The 17,561-nt window shown below is 52.6% G+C and carries 16 protein-coding genes and 1 tRNA gene; 9 read left to right on the top strand and 8 right to left on the bottom strand.

The features are described 5' to 3' along the window. The first annotated feature begins 19 nt into the window (after positions 1-19). A tRNA-Trp gene (locus EL29_RS17425) sits at positions 20-95 on the top strand. Positions 96-207: 112 nt separating this feature from the next. Here the strand turns inward: EL29_RS17425 and hdfR are convergent. Then, on the bottom strand, positions 208-1,032 hold the full coding sequence (gene hdfR, locus EL29_RS17420; RefSeq protein ID WP_013027669.1) for an HTH-type transcriptional regulator HdfR: 825 nt from the start codon (positions 1,030-1,032) through the stop codon (positions 208-210). Between the two features lie 121 nt (positions 1,033-1,153). Here hdfR and maoP point away from each other — a divergent pair, with 121 nt between their 5' ends. Further along, positions 1,154-1,492 carry a MaoP family protein gene (gene maoP, locus EL29_RS17415; protein WP_006121163.1) on the top strand — a complete coding sequence of 113 codons (339 nt, stop codon included), beginning with the start codon at positions 1,154-1,156 and terminating at the stop codon, positions 1,490-1,492. A gap of 23 nt (positions 1,493-1,515) precedes the next feature. Here the strand turns inward: maoP and EL29_RS17410 are convergent, their stop codons facing one another. Continuing rightward, positions 1,516-3,036 (bottom strand): YifB family Mg chelatase-like AAA ATPase, encoded by a 1,521-nt coding sequence (locus EL29_RS17410; protein WP_014594868.1) that lies wholly within the window; start codon positions 3,034-3,036, stop codon positions 1,516-1,518. 329 nt (positions 3,037-3,365) lie between these two features. Here EL29_RS17410 and ilvL point away from each other — a divergent pair, with 329 nt between their 5' ends. The 6 genes from ilvL to ilvA all read left to right on the top strand — a co-directional run bounded on the left by ilvL (position 3,366) and on the right by ilvA (position 9,922). Beyond that, positions 3,366-3,464: an ilv operon leader peptide gene (ilvL, locus tag EL29_RS17405; protein WP_071785161.1), complete on the top strand. Its 99-nt coding sequence runs from the start codon at positions 3,366-3,368 to the stop codon at positions 3,462-3,464. A gap of 150 nt (positions 3,465-3,614) precedes the next feature. Next, entirely contained in the window at positions 3,615-5,261 is a 1,647-nt protein-coding gene (ilvG, locus tag EL29_RS17400) for an acetolactate synthase 2 catalytic subunit (RefSeq protein WP_014594867.1), read from the top strand. Next, positions 5,258-5,515, top strand: coding sequence for an acetolactate synthase 2 small subunit (gene ilvM, locus EL29_RS17395; RefSeq protein WP_013027665.1), 258 nt, complete (start codon positions 5,258-5,260; stop codon positions 5,513-5,515). The genes ilvG and ilvM overlap by 4 nt, the downstream gene beginning before the upstream one ends. 18 nt (positions 5,516-5,533) lie before the next feature. Then, on the top strand, positions 5,534-6,463 hold the full coding sequence (locus tag EL29_RS17390; RefSeq protein ID WP_014604777.1) for a branched-chain amino acid transaminase: 930 nt from the start codon (positions 5,534-5,536) through the stop codon (positions 6,461-6,463). A 59-nt stretch (positions 6,464-6,522) separates the two neighbouring features. Then, positions 6,523-8,373, top strand: coding sequence for a dihydroxy-acid dehydratase (ilvD, locus tag EL29_RS17385; protein WP_014604778.1), 1,851 nt, complete (start codon positions 6,523-6,525; stop codon positions 8,371-8,373). A 1-nt stretch (position 8,374) separates the two neighbouring features. Further along, positions 8,375-9,922 carry a threonine ammonia-lyase, biosynthetic gene (gene ilvA, locus EL29_RS17380; protein WP_014604779.1) on the top strand — a complete coding sequence of 516 codons (1,548 nt, stop codon included), beginning with the start codon at positions 8,375-8,377 and terminating at the stop codon, positions 9,920-9,922. On the opposite strand, the gene ilvY is transcribed toward ilvA, so the two are convergent. Then, entirely contained in the window at positions 9,923-10,804 is an 882-nt protein-coding gene (ilvY, locus tag EL29_RS17375) for an HTH-type transcriptional activator IlvY (protein WP_013027661.1), read from the bottom strand. A 161-nt stretch (positions 10,805-10,965) separates the two neighbouring features. Here ilvY and ilvC point away from each other — a divergent pair, with 161 nt between their 5' ends. After that, positions 10,966-12,441 carry a ketol-acid reductoisomerase gene (gene ilvC, locus EL29_RS17370; protein WP_013027660.1) on the top strand — a complete coding sequence of 492 codons (1,476 nt, stop codon included), beginning with the start codon at positions 10,966-10,968 and terminating at the stop codon, positions 12,439-12,441. A gap of 118 nt (positions 12,442-12,559) precedes the next feature. On the opposite strand, the gene EL29_RS17365 is transcribed toward ilvC, so the two are convergent. Genes EL29_RS17365 through hilA form a run of 5 tightly spaced genes read right to left on the bottom strand, consistent with a single transcriptional unit; the run spans position 12,560 to position 17,556 of the window. After that, entirely contained in the window at positions 12,560-13,801 is a 1,242-nt protein-coding gene (locus EL29_RS17365; protein WP_028715910.1) for an MFS transporter, read from the bottom strand. Positions 13,802-13,847: 46 nt separating this feature from the next. Then, positions 13,848-15,104 carry an ATP-grasp domain-containing protein gene (locus EL29_RS17360; protein ID WP_028715909.1) on the bottom strand — a complete coding sequence of 419 codons (1,257 nt, stop codon included), beginning with the start codon at positions 15,102-15,104 and terminating at the stop codon, positions 13,848-13,850. 48 nt (positions 15,105-15,152) lie between these two features. Beyond that, positions 15,153-15,887, bottom strand: a complete 735-nt coding sequence (locus EL29_RS17355; protein ID WP_013027657.1) for an SDR family NAD(P)-dependent oxidoreductase — start codon at positions 15,885-15,887, stop codon at positions 15,153-15,155. Then, positions 15,875-16,618, bottom strand: coding sequence for a 3(1)-hydroxy-L-isoleucine 4-dioxygenase HilB (gene hilB / locus EL29_RS17350; protein ID WP_013027656.1), 744 nt, complete (start codon positions 16,616-16,618; stop codon positions 15,875-15,877). The genes EL29_RS17355 and hilB overlap by 13 nt, the downstream gene beginning before the upstream one ends. Before the next feature lie 47 nt (positions 16,619-16,665). Beyond that, positions 16,666-17,556, bottom strand: a complete 891-nt coding sequence (hilA, locus tag EL29_RS17345; RefSeq protein WP_014594863.1) for an L-isoleucine 3(1)-dioxygenase — start codon at positions 17,554-17,556, stop codon at positions 16,666-16,668. Between the last annotated feature and the right edge of the window lie 5 nt (positions 17,557-17,561).

Below are 17,561 nucleotides of genomic sequence, written 5' to 3'. Positions count from 1 at the left end.
CCGTTCCGCCACCCTTTTTAGGGGCGTAGTTCAATTGGTAGAGCACCGGTCTCCAAAACCGGGTGTTGGGGGTTCGAGTCCCTCCGCCCCTGCCAGAAAGAGAAAAATCCTTTGCTTCGGCGAAGGATTTTTTTTTGCCTGGAGAAAAGTGAAAAAGAAAACCAGCCAGCAGATACTGGCCCAATCCTCTTTGACTTCCTCCTGTTTTTAATTAGGTACCACAGGAAACTTTAACAGCTGACGGATGTACGTTTGCTGATCGCTGTTTTGTAACCACACAGCATAAAGAGGGCGAACGGCTACAGAAGTATCAGGCATTACCATCAGATCGCTGTAAAGGCTTTGCCAGAAATCAGGTAGAAACGCACATGCACCTGTCGTGTGAAGCAACTCACGCGTCACCTGGGCGGATGTGGTTGTTAACACGGGCACATCGTCACCGCCAGAGAGATAGCTTTGATGCTGATGAAAGTCGGCTCCCCATTCCAGTTTTATATAATCATATTTTTCACGCTTGTCTGTCTGTCGTGAGCGAAACAGCGCCAGTGAAATATGACCGATCTGCTGACTGGTTAACTCATCCATCTTCGGCGCTTCAGTGGTGATTAATAAATCCAGCTGACGTTCGTGAAGCTGCTTAACCAGTAAATGGCGTTGTGCCACACGCGCTTCCAGATGGAGGCTCTCACGGTTCTCATAGAGCGTCTGAAGCCAGGGTGTTAAATACGCCTCCCATAACGAGGCACTGGCACCAATGGAGAGCTCGTGGTGCTGCTGCGTATGCGACACTTCTTTCTTGGCCATCAGCCACGTATTCATCAGGCTTTCCGCATAGGGCAGCAGCCGCTCACCTGCGGAGGTCAGACGGATATTGTTACGATGTCGGGTAAAAAGATTAACACCAAGCTGATTTTCTAACTGGCGGATGCGAAAACTGACAGCAGACTGCGTTAAGTAAAGTGCTTCTGCAGCGCGCCCGAAATGGCGAGTTCTGCTCACTTCCAGGAAAGTTTTCAGTAATTCCGTATCCACAGCGTTCTCCCAAAATTTGTTTGTCGTATAGATTTAAATGTTTTGTTTTACACTCTGTCAAGCCTATCTAATACTCCGCGCCATAAATAGCACGGCCATAAGAGAAACAGGAGCGTGTAACATGGCGGAAAGCTTCTCAACGGAAAATCGTTTCTTTGACAACAAACATTACCCACGCGGTTTTTCGCGACATGGTGACTTTACGATTAAAGAAGCACAGCTACTTGAACGTCACGGCGTAGCGTTTAATGAGCTGGACCTCGCCAAGCGTGAGCCAGCGACAGAAGAAGAGCGTCTGTTCATTGAGGTTTGTCGTGGCGTGCGTGAGCCACAAACGGAAGCAGAACGTGTATGGTCCAAATACATGACACGTATTAAGCGTCCTAAGCGTTTTCACACGCTGTCAGGCGGTAAACCACAGATGGATACCGTTGAAGACTACACCGAAAGCGACGATTAACGAGAAGGGGTGAAAGCCCCTTTTTACTGCAAGCTTTTGTGCAAATAGATCATCAGTCGGTCAATGCTTCGATAGCTTACGGCCTCCTGAAGATGATGACGTCCAATCACCTCTTCCCCCGCTAAATCGGCCACCGTGCGCGCCACTTTCAGGATACGTTGCCACGCCCTCACCGATAAGCCCAGCTGATTTAAAACAGACTCAAGCCACCGTGCATCCGACGGCGAAATCTGACACCACTGTAGTACATCTGAATTAGCCAACTGCGCATTAATCTTCCCTGAGCGCGCCATCTGTACCTGACGCGCGGCAAAAACGCGCTCACGCACTTCTGCAGAGCTTTCCCCTGCCTGCCGTTGCTGACTCAGCATTCCCGCAGGAAGCAGCGGAACTTCCAGTGACAGATCAAAGCGATCCAGGAAAGGACCAGAAAGTTTACTGAGATAGCGTAAAACCTGCTGTGGCGACGTACGGTTATGTTGTCCCTGATAGTGTCCGGTTGGGCTGGGATTCATTGCTGCGATTAACTGAAAGCGTGCGGGATAAACGACGTTGGCCCTGGCCCGCGAAATGGCCACTTCGCCGGACTCAATGGGTTCACGTAACGCGTCCAGCACGCTGCGCTGAAACTCGGGCAGTTCGTCCAGAAACAGCACGCCGTTATGTGCCAGCGAGATTTCTCCGGGTCGTGGTAACGCACCGCCCCCGATAAGGGCATACAGCGAAGCGCTGTGATGAGGGGCCCTAAAAGGCCGCTTACGCCATCGCAGATGCAACGGAGATGTCTGGCTCAGGCTGGCGATGGCGGCGCACTCCAGGGCTTCCTGATCGCTTAACGGCGGCATGATACCGGGTAAGCGTGTGGCGAGCATGGTCTTACCGGTTCCTGGCGGACCGATCAGCAACAGATTATGTCCACCTGCAGCGGTAATCTCCAGGGCACGCCGTCCCTGCTCCTGACCCACAATATCGCGAAGATCTTCGGTAATGCTGTCATCATCTTCAACATGAGCGGTTGCGGTCGCTAACTCACACTTACCGTGCAAAAAGGCACAAATCTCGATCAAATGTGCGGCGACTAAAGTCGCGCCCTGACGTATCAATCCCACATCAGGCTGGTTTTCAGCAGAGAGCACCAGCTGCCGGCCGGCTCCTGTCGCAGCCAGTGCCGCCGGAATGGCGCCTTTAACGCCACACAGGCCACCGTTAAGCGCCAGCTCACCCAGAAACTCGTAGTGGTTGAGCCTGTCCGCAGGAAGCTGCTCAGAGGCCACCAGAATGGCGATAGCCATAGGCAAATCATAGCGGCCGCCTTCTTTGGGTAAATCTGCCGGGCCTAAGTTGATGGTGATACGTCGGGCAGGGAAGTCAAAACCGCTGTTGATAATGGCACTGCGTACGCGTTCACGCGCCTCTTTCACGGTCGTTTCAGGCAACCCTACCAACGTGAGGGCGGGCAATCCGTTACTGATATGCACTTCAATCGTCACCAGCGGCGCTTCAACACCGATGGCTGCCCGTGTCAGCACCTTTGACAATGACATAGCGGCCCCCAAATGCGGTCATTCTGTACGCGGAATTCAGGTGTAGCGAAGCCCAGAACAAGGAAATGTATGTCGCCCCGCAAACTTTTTATCTGCCATACATCGGGTTTCACATTTGCAGAAGCAGAGTGTGAAATCGTCAAAATGCAATGAGCGGCCTTTTTTTGTCCGGAACCCCGGATGATAAAATAATCTTTTAATAACAATTCGATAATGAATACGGTAAACCTGCGTGATTAAAAAACCTGATAAAAACTATTGTAATTAGAGAGGTAACTATGATAACTCTGTAGGCATTACTTCGAACGAGTTAAAGAATCGAATACGTTATGAAAGCCCTTCTACTAGTGATTAGCCTTGTCGTGATTAGCGTGGTGGTGATTATTAACCCACTGTGCGGGGCAACGCTTGGAGCAAGAAAGGCTTAAAAATCAAGCCAGAACTCTAAAAAACCCCCCGCACCGAAAGGTCCGGGGGGTTTTTTTTGACCTGGCAAAAACTTAGTAAATCTGCAAGGAACAAACAATGAACAGTAGCATAAAATTCTGTTGTTCCCCTCGGAATACAGGAGAATAGCGATGACAGGTGCACAATGGGTAGTTCAGGCTTTACGCGCACAGGGCGTTGATATCGTATTTGGCTATCCTGGTGGCGCGATCATGCCAGTATACGATGCGCTATACGACGGCGGCGTAGAACACCTGTTGTGCCGTCATGAGCAGGGCGCGGTAATGGCCGCAATCGGCTATGCCCGTTCAACCGGCAAAACCGGCGTTTGCATCGCAACCTCTGGCCCCGGCGCGACGAATCTGATCACCGGTCTTGCCGACGCCATGATGGACTCTGTTCCGGTCGTCGCCTTAACCGGGCAGGTCGCCTCTGCGTTCATCGGCACGGATGCATTCCAGGAAATCGATGTTCTTGGCCTGTCATTAGCCTGCACGAAACACAGCTTTATGGTTGAGTCTCTGGACGAGTTGCCTTCCGTCATGGCCGAAGCCTTCGCTATTGCCCAGTCAGGCCGCCCCGGTCCTGTATTAGTGGATATCCCGAAAGATATCCAGATGGCAAAAGGCGAGCCTTCGCCGCAGTTGATGCCGGTCGAAGAAGTGATGTCGATGCCGCACCAGGCCATTGTTGAAGCGCGCGCCATGATGGCTCAGGCTAAAAAGCCGATATTCTATGTGGGCGGCGGTGTAGGGATGGCGCAGGCCGTGCCGGCGCTGCGCGCGCTGATGCAGGAGACCGGCATCCCTGCTGTCGCCACGCTGAAAGGCCTGGGAAGTGTTGACGCCCACAGCGAAGGCTATCTGGGCATGCTGGGCATGCACGGTACTAAGGCCGCAAACCTTGCCGTGCAGTCCTGTGACCTGTTGATTGCCGTTGGCGCGCGTTTTGACGACCGCGTCACCGGTAAACTGGATACGTTTGCCCCGCTGGCCAGCGTGATTCATCTGGATGTTGATCCCGCAGAACTGAACAAGTTGCGCCGTGCGCATGTTTCACTGCAGGGCGATCTTAACCATGTTCTGCCAGCCTTGAGCCAGCCTTTACAGATTCAGACATGGCGTGACGAAGTCGCCGCCCTGAAAGCCCAGCATGCATGGCGCTACGATCATCCCGGCGAAGCGATCTATGCGCCGTTATTATTGAAACAACTGTCCGACCGCAAGCCTGCTAACACCGTGATCACGACCGACGTCGGCCAGCACCAGATGTGGGCGGCCCAGCATATCTCCTGTGACGCGCCTGAAGATTTCATCACCTCCAGCGGATTAGGCACCATGGGCTTTGGGCTGCCCGCGGCAATCGGTGCGCAGGTTGCGCGTCCCAACGATACGGTTATCTGCGTCTCGGGCGATGGCTCGATCATGATGAACATTCAGGAGCTGGGCACCATCAAGCGTGGCAAGCTGCCTGTAAAAATTCTGCTGCTGGACAACCAGCGTTTAGGCATGGTGCGCCAGTGGCAGCAACTGTTTTTTGATGGTCGCTACAGTGAAACCATCCTGACCGATAATCCCGACTTCCTTACGCTGGCCAGCGCGTTTGATATCCCAGGCCAGCGCATCACCCGTAAAGATCAGGTCGACGCCGCACTCGATGCTCTGCTGAGCAGTGAAGGACCTTACTTCCTGCATGTTTCAATCGATGAGCATGAAAACGTCTGGCCATTGGTACCGCCTGGTGCCAGCAACGCCAACATGATGGAGAAAACCGTATGAACCAGCATCAATTGTCTATCGAAGCGCGCTTTCGACCTGAAATATTGGAACGTATTTTACGTGTGGTACGCCATCGTGGTTTTCAGGTGTGTTCCATGAACATGGCCACCGTGGCTAACACTGAAAACATTAATATCGAAATGACCGTTGCCAGCCAGCGCTCTGTCGATTTACTGTCTTCCCAGCTAAGAAAACTGATGGATGTCGCCTGCGTCCAGACTCAACAACAGACATCACAACAAATACGCGCGTAGTCGCTATAGGAAATAATAATGAGCACGAAGAAAGCAGACTTTATTTGGTTCAACGGCGAAATGGTTAAGTGGGAAGAGGCAAAAGTCAGCGTGATGTCTCACGCTTTGCACTACGGCACATCGGTATTTGAAGGCGTTCGCTGCTATGACTCCCATAAAGGGCCGGTTGTATTCCGTCACCGTGAGCACATGCAGCGCCTGCACGATTCCGCCAAAATCTACCGTTTCCCAATCAAACACAGCGTTGATGAACTAATGGAAGCCTGCCGTGAAGTCATTCGCGTCAACAACCTGAAAAGCGCCTATATCCGCCCGCTGGCTTTCGTCGGTGATGTGGGACTGGGCGTGAACCCGCCGGATGGCTTTACGACCGACGTGATCATTGCGGCCTTCCCGTGGGGCGCTTATCTGGGTGCTGAAGCGCTGGAAAACGGTATTGATGCGATGGTTTCTTCATGGAACCGTGTTGCGCCCAATACGCTGCCAACCGCGGCGAAAGCAGGCGGCAACTACCTTTCCTCACTGTTAGTGGGCAGCGAAGCGCGCCGCCATGGTTATCAGGAAGGCATTGCACTGGACACCAATGGCCTGATCTCAGAAGGCGCAGGCGAAAACCTGTTTGAAGTGAAAGACGGTGTGCTGTTCACCCCGCCGTTTACCTCATCTGCACTGCCGGGCATCACCCGCGATGCCATTATTACGCTGGCGCGTGATATGGGCATCGAAGTACGTGAACAGACGCTGTCCCGTGAGTCGCTCTATCTGGCTGATGAAGTCTTTATGTCTGGCACCGCAGCTGAAATTACCCCAGTGCGTAGCGTTGACCGCATTCAGGTTGGCGCAGGCAAATGCGGCCCCGTCACCAAACGCGTTCAGCAGGCCTTCTTCGGCCTGTTCACCGGCGAGACTGAAGACAAATGGGGCTGGCTGGACCCGGTTAACGCATAACCAGACCTGCGCGGATGTCGCTGGATGTCCGCGAACTTATTTTCACTGGAGTAAAGAGCATGCCTAAGTACCGTTCCGCTACCACCACCCACGGCCGCAACATGGCCGGTGCCCGTGCCCTCTGGCGCGCAACAGGAATGACCGACGATGATTTCGGCAAACCGATTATCGCCGTCGTGAACTCCTTCACCCAGTTTGTGCCGGGCCACGTTCACCTGCGTGATCTGGGTAAGCTGGTTGCCGAGCAAATCGAAGCGGCTGGTGGCGTGGCCAAAGAGTTCAACACGATAGCGGTGGATGACGGTATTGCCATGGGCCATGGCGGCATGCTGTATTCTCTGCCTTCCCGGGAACTGATTGCTGACTCCGTCGAGTACATGGTGAATGCGCACTGTGCCGATGCCATGGTCTGCATCTCAAACTGCGACAAAATCACCCCCGGCATGTTGATGGCGTCACTGCGCCTTAACATTCCGGTTATCTTTGTGTCTGGCGGCCCGATGGAAGCCGGTAAAACCAAGCTCTCCGATCAGATCATCAAGCTGGATCTGGTGGATGCCATGATCCAGGGCGCTAACCCGAACGTCAGCGATGCCGACAGCGAGCAGATTGAACGCTCCGCCTGTCCGACCTGCGGCTCCTGTTCAGGCATGTTCACTGCAAACTCCATGAACTGCCTGACTGAAGCGCTGGGCCTGTCGCAACCGGGTAACGGTTCTCTGCTGGCCACCCACGCCGACCGTAAAGAACTGTTTATCAACGCCGGTAAGCGCATCGTGAGCCTGACCAAACGCTATTACGAGCAGGACGATGCCAACATGCTGCCGCGTAACATCGCCACTAAGGCTGCGTTTGAAAATGCCATGACGCTGGATATCGCCATGGGCGGCTCAACGAATACCGTGCTGCACTTGCTGGCTGCCGCGCAGGAAGGCGAGATCGACTTCAATATCTCTGATATCGATCGCCTGTCGCGCAAAGTGCCTCAGCTGTGCAAAGTCGCACCCAGTACTCCCAAATACCATATGGAAGATGTGCACCGCGCCGGTGGCGTGATCGGTATTCTCGGCGAGTTGGATCGTGCCGGACTGATTGACACCAGCGCACGCAACATCCTGCAGCAAAGCATGCGTGAAACGATCGATCAGTACGACATCATGCTGACCCAGGATCAGGCCGTGAAGGACATGTTCCGCGCGGGCCCGGCCGGTATCCGCACCACCCAGGCGTTCTCACAGAATTGCCGTTGGGATACGCTGGATGATGACCGTACTGAAGGCTGTATCCGTACGCGCGAAAACGCCTATTCTCAGGATGGCGGTCTGGCCGTGCTGTACGGCAACATCGCCGAAGATGGCTGTATCGTGAAAACGGCCGGCGTCGATAAAGAGATTCTGACCTTCAGCGGCCCGGCCAAAGTGTATGAAAGCCAGGATGACGCAGTAGAAGCCATCCTCGGTGGCAAAGTGGTGGCAGGTGACGTGGTTGTGATTCGCTACGAAGGGCCAAAAGGCGGACCGGGCATGCAGGAAATGCTGTATCCCACCACCTACCTGAAATCGATGGGGCTGGGTAAGAGCTGTGCCCTGATCACCGACGGTCGCTTCTCTGGCGGTACCTCTGGCCTCTCCATTGGTCATGCCTCACCCGAGGCAGCTAATGGCGGCACCATCGCGCTGGTTAAAGATGGCGATACCATTGAAATTGATATTCCTAACCGCGGCATCAAGCTGGCCGTGCCGGATAATGAACTGCACGCGCGCCGTGAAGAGCAGGAAGCACGTGGCGATGCCGCTTACACGCCGATGAACCGTCAGCGCGAAGTGTCGTTTGCCCTGCGCGCCTATGCATCGCTTGCCACCAGTGCCGACAAAGGTGCCGTGCGCGATAAGAGTAAGCTGGGAGGCTAAAATGGCTGAGGCTCAACCGCTACCCGAGGCGCCCTGCGGCGCCGAGTATTTGCGCGCTGTATTGCGTTCACCAGTATACGAAGTGGCACAGGTTACCCCGCTGCAGAAGATGGAAAAAATCTCTGCGCGACTGGGCAATACCATTCTGGTCAAGCGAGAAGATCGCCAGCCGGTGCACAGTTTTAAACTGCGCGGTGCTTACGCGATGATTGCCGGACTTAACGAAGAGCAGAAAGCACGCGGCGTCGTCACCGCGTCTGCGGGCAACCATGCTCAGGGCGTTGCCTTATCCGCCACGAAGCTGGGCATCAAGTCGCTGATCGTGATGCCGCTTGCCACTGCCGACATTAAGGTGGATGCCGTGCGTGCATTTGGCGGAGAAGCCTTCCTGTTTGGTGCCAACTTTGATGAGGCAAAAGCTAAAGCTATTGAGTTAGCGACGCAGCAGGGTTACACCTTTGTCCCACCGTTTGACCATCCGGCGGTTATTGCCGGACAGGGTACGCTGGCGATGGAACTGCTGCAGCAGGACGCCCATCTCGATCGGGTCTTTGTCCCGGTGGGCGGTGGTGGTCTGGCTGCCGGTGTGGCCGTCCTGATCAAACAGCTGATGCCGCAAATCAAAGTGATTGCCGTAGAGTCAGAGGATTCAGCCTGCCTGAAGGCAGCGCTGGACGCCGGTGAGCCGGTAGATTTACCGCGCGTGGGATTATTTGCCGAAGGTGTGGCGGTGAAACGCATCGGTAATGAAACCTTCCGCCTGTGTCAGGAATTTCTCGACGATATCGTCACCGTGGACAGCGATGCGATCTGCGCGGCCATGAAAGATCTGTTCGAAGATGTGCGCGCCGTGGCGGAGCCTTCAGGGGCGCTGGCGCTGGCAGGCATGAAGAAATACGTTCAGCAGCATGACATCAAAGGCGAGCGCCTGGCGCACGTGTTGTCGGGTGCTAACGTTAACTTCCATGGCTTGCGCTATGTTTCTGAACGCTGCGAGCTGGGTGAACAACGTGAAGCGCTTCTGGCCGTCACCATACCGGAACAGCAGGGCAGTTTCCTGAAGTTCTGCCAGACGCTGGGTGGTCGCTCGATTACCGAATTCAACTATCGCTATGCCGACACCGACAAAGCCTGCATCTTTGTGGGGGTGCGCCTGACGCGCGGGATGGAAGAGCGAGCAGAGATCATTAGTCAGTTAACGGAAAACGGCTATCAGGTGGTGGATCTGTCTGACGATGAGATGGCGAAACTGCATGTGCGTTACATGGTGGGCGGACGGCCTTCCAAGCCGCTGCGTGAGCGTTTGTTTAGCTTTGAATTCCCGGAAGCGCCGGGTGCGTTGCTCAAGTTTCTGCAAACGCTGGGCACGCACTGGAATATCTCGTTGTTCCATTACCGCAGCCACGGCACGGATTATGGTCGGGTGCTCACGGCGTTTGAGCTCGGCAGCGATGAGCCACGTTTTGAAGAGCACCTTACTGACCTGGGCTATGATTTCCACGACGAAACCCATAACCCGGCGTTCCGCTTTTTCCTGGCCGGTCAGTAACTACAACTGATGCCAGAACGCACTGATAAGCGGCTCCCCGAGCCGCTTTTTTTGTACGCAAACCCCCAGCTCTAGCGGTGCAACGGACTCCACGTTCTCCAGCGGTAACACCCGGTTACGTACCGGCTCAGGGCTGTTTTCCAGCACCACATCCGGCAACAAGGCAATGCCACAGCCAAGCGCCACCATGGAAACGATCGCTTCATGGCCCGCAACCGTGGCGTAAATCAACGGGTTAACAATGCGGTGACGACGAAACCACAGCTCAATGGCCCGACGAACCGGCCCCTGCTCGGGCAAAATAAACGGAATCTGCGTCCAGTCAGGTGCCTCTTCCGTTGCCTGACTGCGTACCGGGCAGGGCAGCGCAGGCGCAATCAGCCCCAGCGGCAGCAGCCCCAGCGTGGTGAAGTCGATGCTGGCCGGTAGCGACTCAGGCCGGCCCGCGATAGCCAGGTCTGCATTGCCCGACTGCACCGTTTCAATCGCATCCGCCGCATCGCCGGTGGTGAGTTTGATTTCGACCTGAGGATGCTCGGCGCGAAAGCGATCCAGAATAGGGGGCAGATGGCTGTACGCGGCGGTCACCGAGCAAAACAGGCGCAGTTCACCACTAAGTGAAGGACCATTGAGATCCATAGCATGGCGCAATTGTTGATACTGCAGTAAGGTTTGTTGGGCAAACAGCTTAAGTCTTTCGCCCGCTTCGGTGAGCGCCACGGTGCGGTTATCGCGCAGAAATAAGGCGTGGCCCACATCCTCTTCCAGGCGTTGGATCTGGCGCGACAGCGTGGAAGGGCTGACGTGCATGGCGCGTGCGGTGCGGCCAAAATGGCAGCTTTCTGCCAGATGCAAAAACAATTTGAGATCGCGTAAATCCATAGGGGGTCCACCTCAGGACGGCATTGCAATTATTGCAATGTAACGTTGTTAATATATCAATTTAAGCAACAGAAATCCTGTCATATGATGGGGTCATTCGCGGCGCTGAACCTTATGCCGTCATCAGACAAAAGCAAACACAACATTTAACCGGAGTACCCATGGCTAATTACTTCAATACACTGAATCTGCGCAACCAGTTAGCGCAACTGGGCAAATGTCGTTTTATGGGGCGTGACGAATTCGCGGATGGCGCCAGCTTCCTGAAAGGCAAAAAGATTGTGATTGTGGGCTGTGGTGCTCAGGGTCTGAATCAGGGCCTGAACATGCGTGATTCGGGTCTGGATGTGTCCTATACGCTGCGTGCAGAAGCGATTGCTGAAAAACGTGCCTCATTCCGTAAAGCGACAGAAAATGGTTTTAAAGTTGGCACTTACGAAGAACTGATTCCACAGGCGGACCTGGTGGTCAACCTGACGCCGGACAAACAGCACTCCGCCGTTGTTCAGGCTGTACAGCCACTGATGAAAGACGGTGCCGCGCTGGGCTATTCACACGGTTTCAACATTGTTGAAGTGGGCGAAACCATTCGTAAAGACATCACTGTTGTCATGGTTGCGCCGAAGTGCCCCGGTACCGAAGTGCGTGAAGAATACAAGCGTGGTTTCGGTGTTCCGACGCTGATCGCGGTTCACCCGGAAAACGATCCAAAAGGTGAAGGCATGGCTATCGCCAAAGCCTGGGCTTCTGCTACCGGTGGCGACCGTGCTGGCGTGCTGGAATCCTCTTTCGTTGCGGAAGTGAAATCTGACCTGATGGGTGAGCAGACCATTCTATGCGGCATGCTGCAGGCCGGTTCTCTGCTGTGCTTCGACAAGCTGGTGGCAGAAGGTCACGATGCGGCATACACCGAAAAACTGATTCAGTTTGGCTGGGAAACCATCACCGAATCCCTGAAGTTTGGTGGCATTACGCTGATGATGGATCGCCTGTCGAATCCGGCCAAACTGCGTGCTTACGCGCTGTCTGAGCAGCTGAAAGGCATCATGGCCCCTCTGTTCCAGAAGCACATGGATGACATCATTTCCGGCGATTTCTCTGCGGGCATGATGGCCGACTGGGCTAACGACGATAAGAAACTGCTGACCTGGCGCGAAGAGACCGGTAAAACCGCGTTCGAAACCGCACCTCAGTTCGATGGCAAAATCGAAGAGCAGGAGTATTACGATAAAGGCGTTGTCATGGTTGCGATGGTCAAAGCGGGCGTTGAGCTGGCATTTGAAACAATGGTTGATGCAGGCATCATCGAAGAGTCGGCTTACTACGAATCGCTGCATGAGCTGCCGCTGATTGCCAACACCATTGCCCGTAAGCGCCTGTACGAAATGAACGTGGTGATTTCTGATACCGCTGAGTACGGTAACTACCTGTTCTCCTTCGCGGCCGTTCCACTGCTGAAAGAGTTCATGACCACGCTGCAGCCGGGCGATCTGGGCAAAGCCATTGAAGGCACTCAGGTGGATAACGCACAGCTGCGCGACGTTAACGAAGCCGTTCGTCAGCATCCTATCGAGCAGGTAGGTCGCAAACTGCGTGGCTACATGACGGATATGAAACGCATCGCGGTTGCGGGCTAAGCCGCACCGCCACTGTTTTCAGCAAAACAGCACATGCAAAAAGGGCGCAGCCATCTGGCTGCGCCCTTTTTATGTATTAAGCCTGCGGCTTGTTATGAAAATTCAGGTATGAAAAAAGTTAACAGGATGGCTCTGACACGATCACTGGGGGTAATAAACTTTTATAGCCAAAGACACGGCGCCCGAAGAAAATCAAAAGCAAGCCAAACACTAATGCGGCAACCAGAATAATGCTAATGATTTGCAGCGGCATAAAATGCCCGGACAGCAGCGATACCACAGCCCCACTCGCCGGTACTGAACACATGTTCATCAAGCCAATAATTCCCATGGTTTTCCCTAAATGTTCTTTAGGAATGACCTGGCTTCTCAACGTGCGCAAATAAACACTGAATGCACCGTCAAAAGCCATCAGCACAGCATAGCCTGCCAGATACATTGCGTAATCAACGGACAGCGACATTATGGCACCCGCAAGAATCATGGCGCAAAACGAAAATGTTCCCAACGTGGACAAACCAAAGCGGCTGGCAAACCTGGGAACAAAGAAGAATGCCACGATAGTGACGAGAGCTGCTGTTGTCTGCAAGGCGCCAAAGTAGCGATCGGACAGGTTGAACTCTTTTAAAATGACCGCTGCGCTCACGACCAGCGCCGCGCCGTAAACCAGATTCACGACCCAGGTCAGGGCGCAAAGATGCAGCAGTATTTTGTTTTTCTTGAGCACGTGCAATGCCGTTCGGTTAGATGCCAGTAAGGTATGAAACCCTAGCTTTTCCGTCACATCTAGATCGTGTGTTTCCAAAAAAAGATAATTAATAGCCGAAATGGCAAACAGAACAGCTGCGACGATCAAAATGCTGTCGATGCCGCCCCACGAAGAAATCGCAACCGCGATAGCAGGCCCCAATACCATAGTGATTTGATCGACGCCCTGGAGCATGGAGTGGGCTTTCGGCAAGGCTTCACTGGACAAATGACGAGGCAAGAGGGCATCCGTGGCCACAAAGTTGAGTACATAGGCTACAGACAACAAAGCCATCATCGCGGCCAGGGCCGGAAAAGTTGACCCCGGATACCAGTAAAGAAGGGCGAAGACGGCCCCCATCAGTAAGGCACGAAGAGCATCGACATTGAAAAAGATGAAACGGGGCTTGATGCGGTCAGCCATAAATCCTGATAACGGGAAGAAAATAATGCGTGGCAGCCATTCAATGACAAAGGCCAGGGATGAAAGCGTAAGCGACCCTGTCGCCTTGAGAATAGCCAGAGGAACAGCAAACAGTAAGAACTGATCGCACAACGCGCCGACAAAACGGGAAAAAACGAAGCGCTTTAAACCGAAGTTTTCAGCAGACATAAGGGTACTCCTGCTTGAAAGCCGCTTTGCAGCGGCTCAAAAATAATTACGCCTGGCGTAAGGTAAAGAGCGTAGTCGCCAGGTCATCCGCTGTGCGTAGATGCTCATTAAAACCGGTTTCCGGTTTCCGGCTGGGCCAAAAAAACTCTACCGATCCCTCACGTGTTTTCCAGGACTCGAGCTTCTTCGATGTATCCAGCGGTTTTGCGGTGATCTGCATATTCACAATGTGATCAGGAAGGCTGGCAGGAAGTGTCACTTTCTCAATTGTGCCGACAGGCGCTTTTATAAAGGCCACTGCACTCAGGCCTTTCGGCACTAAAGGTTCTGCAAGGGGTTTAAGCGCGTTTAAATGGCTTGCTACATGCAGCTCATAAGGATTAATGCCATAGCTCCGTTCAACCAGATCCATAATCGTGTCGCCGCCGGTGCGGGCACCCACTTCAATGATTTTGATCTCTCCGGCGGGGGTAATTCGCGCTTCAAAATGCGCCACGCCATAATGAATGCCCAGGGCATGACAGGCGCGCTCCGCGATATCCCGCAACTGTGCGTTACTGGCATGAACGGAAGGGACACTGTGCCCCACTTCAACAAAATGAGGTTCCTCGCCCAGGTATTTATCCGTTACCGCAATAGCTTTGTGGTAGTCACCTTGATTTATTACCTCGACGCTGACTTCCTGAAGGGAGGGAATGTACTCTTCCACCTGGAACAGGTCTTCGGGAGCATAGGATTCACCGTTAAGTGAGATGACGTCAGCCACACTTCTGGCAAAGCTCGGTTCAATCTCCTCTTCACGGGTAATCTTCAGAACACCAAGACTACCTGCCATTTCACGGGGCTTAATAACGACAGGCAGCCCAATATCACGAATATGGTGTCTGAGTTCTTCCAGCGTACTGAATGCGGCAAAACGTGGCACCGGTAATCCGGCCTTCTCCAGCAGTTGCTTCATGACAAACTTGTCACGGCAATTATGAATAGTCTGACGACTATTACCGTGAAGCTGATAATGTTCAGCCACCAGACTGGCGGCGCGGACAGTGAAATCATTCATGGGGATAGCCGCGGCGGGTTTGCATCCGGTTGAGGCTTCATGGGCTTTTACTGCATCCAATACGGCGTTTTCATCGGCGACATCACCTGACAAATAGCCGTCAAAAAATTTGATTGCGGCATTGGTACGATTTTTTGCCATGGTGAGCACCTGCATTCCGCCTGCTGCGCGCAGTGCACCTGCTAATACACGTTCACGAAGGGAAAACTCACCGCCTAAAATTAATATATAACGCTTATCCATGTTGCTTCTCCTGCAAAGAGGTTGGGCCGTTTATCTGACCCAAGAAAGTTAAAGATCTTTTCCCAGCGTCCAGCCACCATCGATGACCAGTGTTGAACCTGTGACAAAACGATTCTCCGGGGCGGTCAGATAAAGTGCCGCTTCGGCAACGTCACCTGTCTCACCCAGTACCGGTAAAAACTGGCCACGCTTAATTTTTTCAAGCTGCGAGTCATCGTGGTAATAAGACTCCGTCAGTGGCGTACGAATAACGCCGGGCGCAATCGCATTGACACGAATACCGTGTTTGCCGTATTCGAGTGCCAGTTGTTTCGTCAGTCCAATGACGGCATGTTTCGATGAGACATAAGCCGTTCGATCAGGCTCGCCCATCAATCCTGAAACGGAGGCCAAATTAACCATATTTCCGGGGCGGTTCTGGTTTACCAACTGTTGGCAAAAAGCACGACCTGCTATAAAACTGGCTGTCACGTTAAGGGCAAAAACGGATTCCCACTGCGCCAGCGTTAAATCCGCGATACTGCAAATTTCACGCGTACCGGCACAGTTAATCAGAACGTTATTAGCCTCGCCGTACTCCAGAGTTTCGAAAAGTGCAGCCAGGCTGACTGAGTCAGTCACGTCCAGCTGATGATGGCGATAGGCTGACGTATCGTTAAATTCCGATGATGAACGATCGATACCCTCAACCTGATAACCTTTGTCCAGGAAAGCCTTGACCAGCGCGCGGCCAATTCCGCTGGATGCCCCCGTGATAATGGCTTTAAGCTTCAGACCGGACATGCTGTCTTCTCCTCGTTTTTCTGAAACGTGATCAGAATGATGTCGCGTTGAGCAGGGCCACTGTTTTCACGTGCGCCAACGGGAGTGACGGCATGAAGTTTGTCGTGATTAACCACTAAGGTGTCAAAAAGCTGTTCCAGACGCAGCACGCGATCAATGCTGCGAGGATGGCTGGCAATCAGACTGTCTCCGCCCAGCATATTCGGTGAGGCATTAATCATATGCACAAACACCACGTCTTCATCGTCTTTATGCAGCCAGACGGGCGAGCTATAAGCAGGCTCATTTTCCGTGGCCTGATAACGAAAAAAATGAATGCCAATGGTCAGGCTGTCGACAGGGCCAATGCTTTCATAAGCGTCTACTAACGATAAATCATCGTGCAACAGCGTTTGAAACAGACGATTGCGGGTGATCGCTTCAGGCAATAGCGGATAATCGCGAACAATATCACCAGTATCAGGATTAAAAGCTTTTGTTTGTTTATAAGGGTTGAATTTTCCAAAGGTTAATTCGCCCTTTTCATTTTTTTTGCATTGAGCATAACCGCGCCAGCGGTTTCCTGGCGAATAAGGATCAAGAAGTAAATTCTCATAGCCTTTTTTTAATTCTTCCAGCTCATCTAAGAAATCTTCTTTATTCGAAAACTGCATGGCTTCAATTGAACGATAATAATCACCGGGAATAAAGGCATAGCCTTGCCTGGAGAGATGCGTTGCATATTCCATCATTTATTTATCTCTGCATTAAAAGGATAGTTTCAAATACATTCCATAAGCTATGTCCAGTAAACCACCTTACGGTCATTCAGTTTTCCAATAAATCGTCCAGCAGTGAGTCGGCTTCCTTCACTTACACTGCTTACGCCGTGTAAGTGACAAGCATTCATAAAGTAAAGATCGCCAGCATTGAGCTGAACAGAAAGGGATTCGGTTTCATTTAACAGATGGGGTGGATAAGGATAACCTGTTCGTGTTACGCCAAGTGTTTCACGGCACACCTGGTCAGGAATGAGATTCCAGATTTTAAGTTGGCCACCACCCTGCGCAGCTTCCAGACAAACATTATAGGCTGTTACAGTTTGAGTATTCGCAATCTCAAAGCCGTCTTCTTTTGCAAAGTCAACCTGTGCCATATCTTCATGTGGCATAAGTGACATCACACCGTTATCAAGCCAGCGACGAAAGGTTGCAAAACAGGCATAGCCGTTTTTGAATCGTGCCGGACCAAAATGAATACCTCGTTCTAAAAATTCTTTTTCCAGCGTCAGGTTGAGGAAAAGTGATTCACTATCTTCTGCGCTGGTTGCTTTCATCAGGTCGGCGACGCTTTGATTCACACGATTGACCTCATGAATATATTGTTCACCATTACGCGAAAACTGCGTTGCACCGATCTGATTGGTTAAAACAAAGCCATCGTCAGCGCGATTCCCTCCACTTTGGGTGACCCTGTAATCAAAGTTTTTTGCAAGTTTTTCGCACACGGCTTTTGATGCGTAATTACGAATAACATATAAAACATTGCCATGATGATGGCCGTTAAGAATAATGTTTTTAACAATGGAGAAGTTAATAACGCCATCTGTTGATTCCAGATAGCCAAAGTTTGTTTTTTTTGAACCCGTTAATATTGTTTGCGTAGGTTCTAAGGTCAGTAAATCAGTCATAATGT

The sequence above is a fragment of the Pantoea ananatis LMG 2665 genome (assembly GCF_000710035.2).
Lineage (GTDB): Bacteria > Pseudomonadota > Gammaproteobacteria > Enterobacterales > Enterobacteriaceae > Pantoea > Pantoea ananatis.
Note: the sequence above shows the minus strand (reverse complement) of the source record. Positions and strands in the feature narration are given on the sequence as shown.

Excerpts from the sequence above, each read along its gene's own strand:
- ilvG (WP_014594867.1), top strand. The coding sequence starts at position 3,615 with ATGACAGGTGCACAATGGGTAGTTCAGGCTTTACGCGCACAGGGCGTT.
- EL29_RS17365 (WP_028715910.1), bottom strand. The coding sequence starts at position 13,801 with ATGTCTGCTGAAAACTTCGGTTTAAAGCGCTTCGTTTTTTCCCGTTTT.
- EL29_RS17390 (WP_014604777.1), top strand. The coding sequence starts at position 5,534 with ATGAGCACGAAGAAAGCAGACTTTATTTGGTTCAACGGCGAAATGGTT.
- EL29_RS17410 (WP_014594868.1), bottom strand. The coding sequence starts at position 3,036 with ATGTCATTGTCAAAGGTGCTGACACGGGCAGCCATCGGTGTTGAAGCG.
- EL29_RS17360 (WP_028715909.1), bottom strand. The coding sequence starts at position 15,104 with ATGGATAAGCGTTATATATTAATTTTAGGCGGTGAGTTTTCCCTTCGT.
- maoP (WP_006121163.1), top strand. The coding sequence starts at position 1,154 with ATGGCGGAAAGCTTCTCAACGGAAAATCGTTTCTTTGACAACAAACAT.
- EL29_RS17355 (WP_013027657.1), bottom strand. The coding sequence starts at position 15,887 with ATGTCCGGTCTGAAGCTTAAAGCCATTATCACGGGGGCATCCAGCGGA.
- hilB (WP_013027656.1), bottom strand. The coding sequence starts at position 16,618 with ATGATGGAATATGCAACGCATCTCTCCAGGCAAGGCTATGCCTTTATT.
- ilvM (WP_013027665.1), top strand. The coding sequence starts at position 5,258 with ATGAACCAGCATCAATTGTCTATCGAAGCGCGCTTTCGACCTGAAATA.
- ilvY (WP_013027661.1), bottom strand. The coding sequence starts at position 10,804 with ATGGATTTACGCGATCTCAAATTGTTTTTGCATCTGGCAGAAAGCTGC.
- hilA (WP_014594863.1), bottom strand. The coding sequence starts at position 17,556 with ATGACTGATTTACTGACCTTAGAACCTACGCAAACAATATTAACGGGT.
- ilvL (WP_071785161.1), top strand. The coding sequence starts at position 3,366 with ATGAAAGCCCTTCTACTAGTGATTAGCCTTGTCGTGATTAGCGTGGTG.
- ilvC (WP_013027660.1), top strand. The coding sequence starts at position 10,966 with ATGGCTAATTACTTCAATACACTGAATCTGCGCAACCAGTTAGCGCAA.
- ilvA (WP_014604779.1), top strand. The coding sequence starts at position 8,375 with ATGGCTGAGGCTCAACCGCTACCCGAGGCGCCCTGCGGCGCCGAGTAT.
- ilvD (WP_014604778.1), top strand. The coding sequence starts at position 6,523 with ATGCCTAAGTACCGTTCCGCTACCACCACCCACGGCCGCAACATGGCC.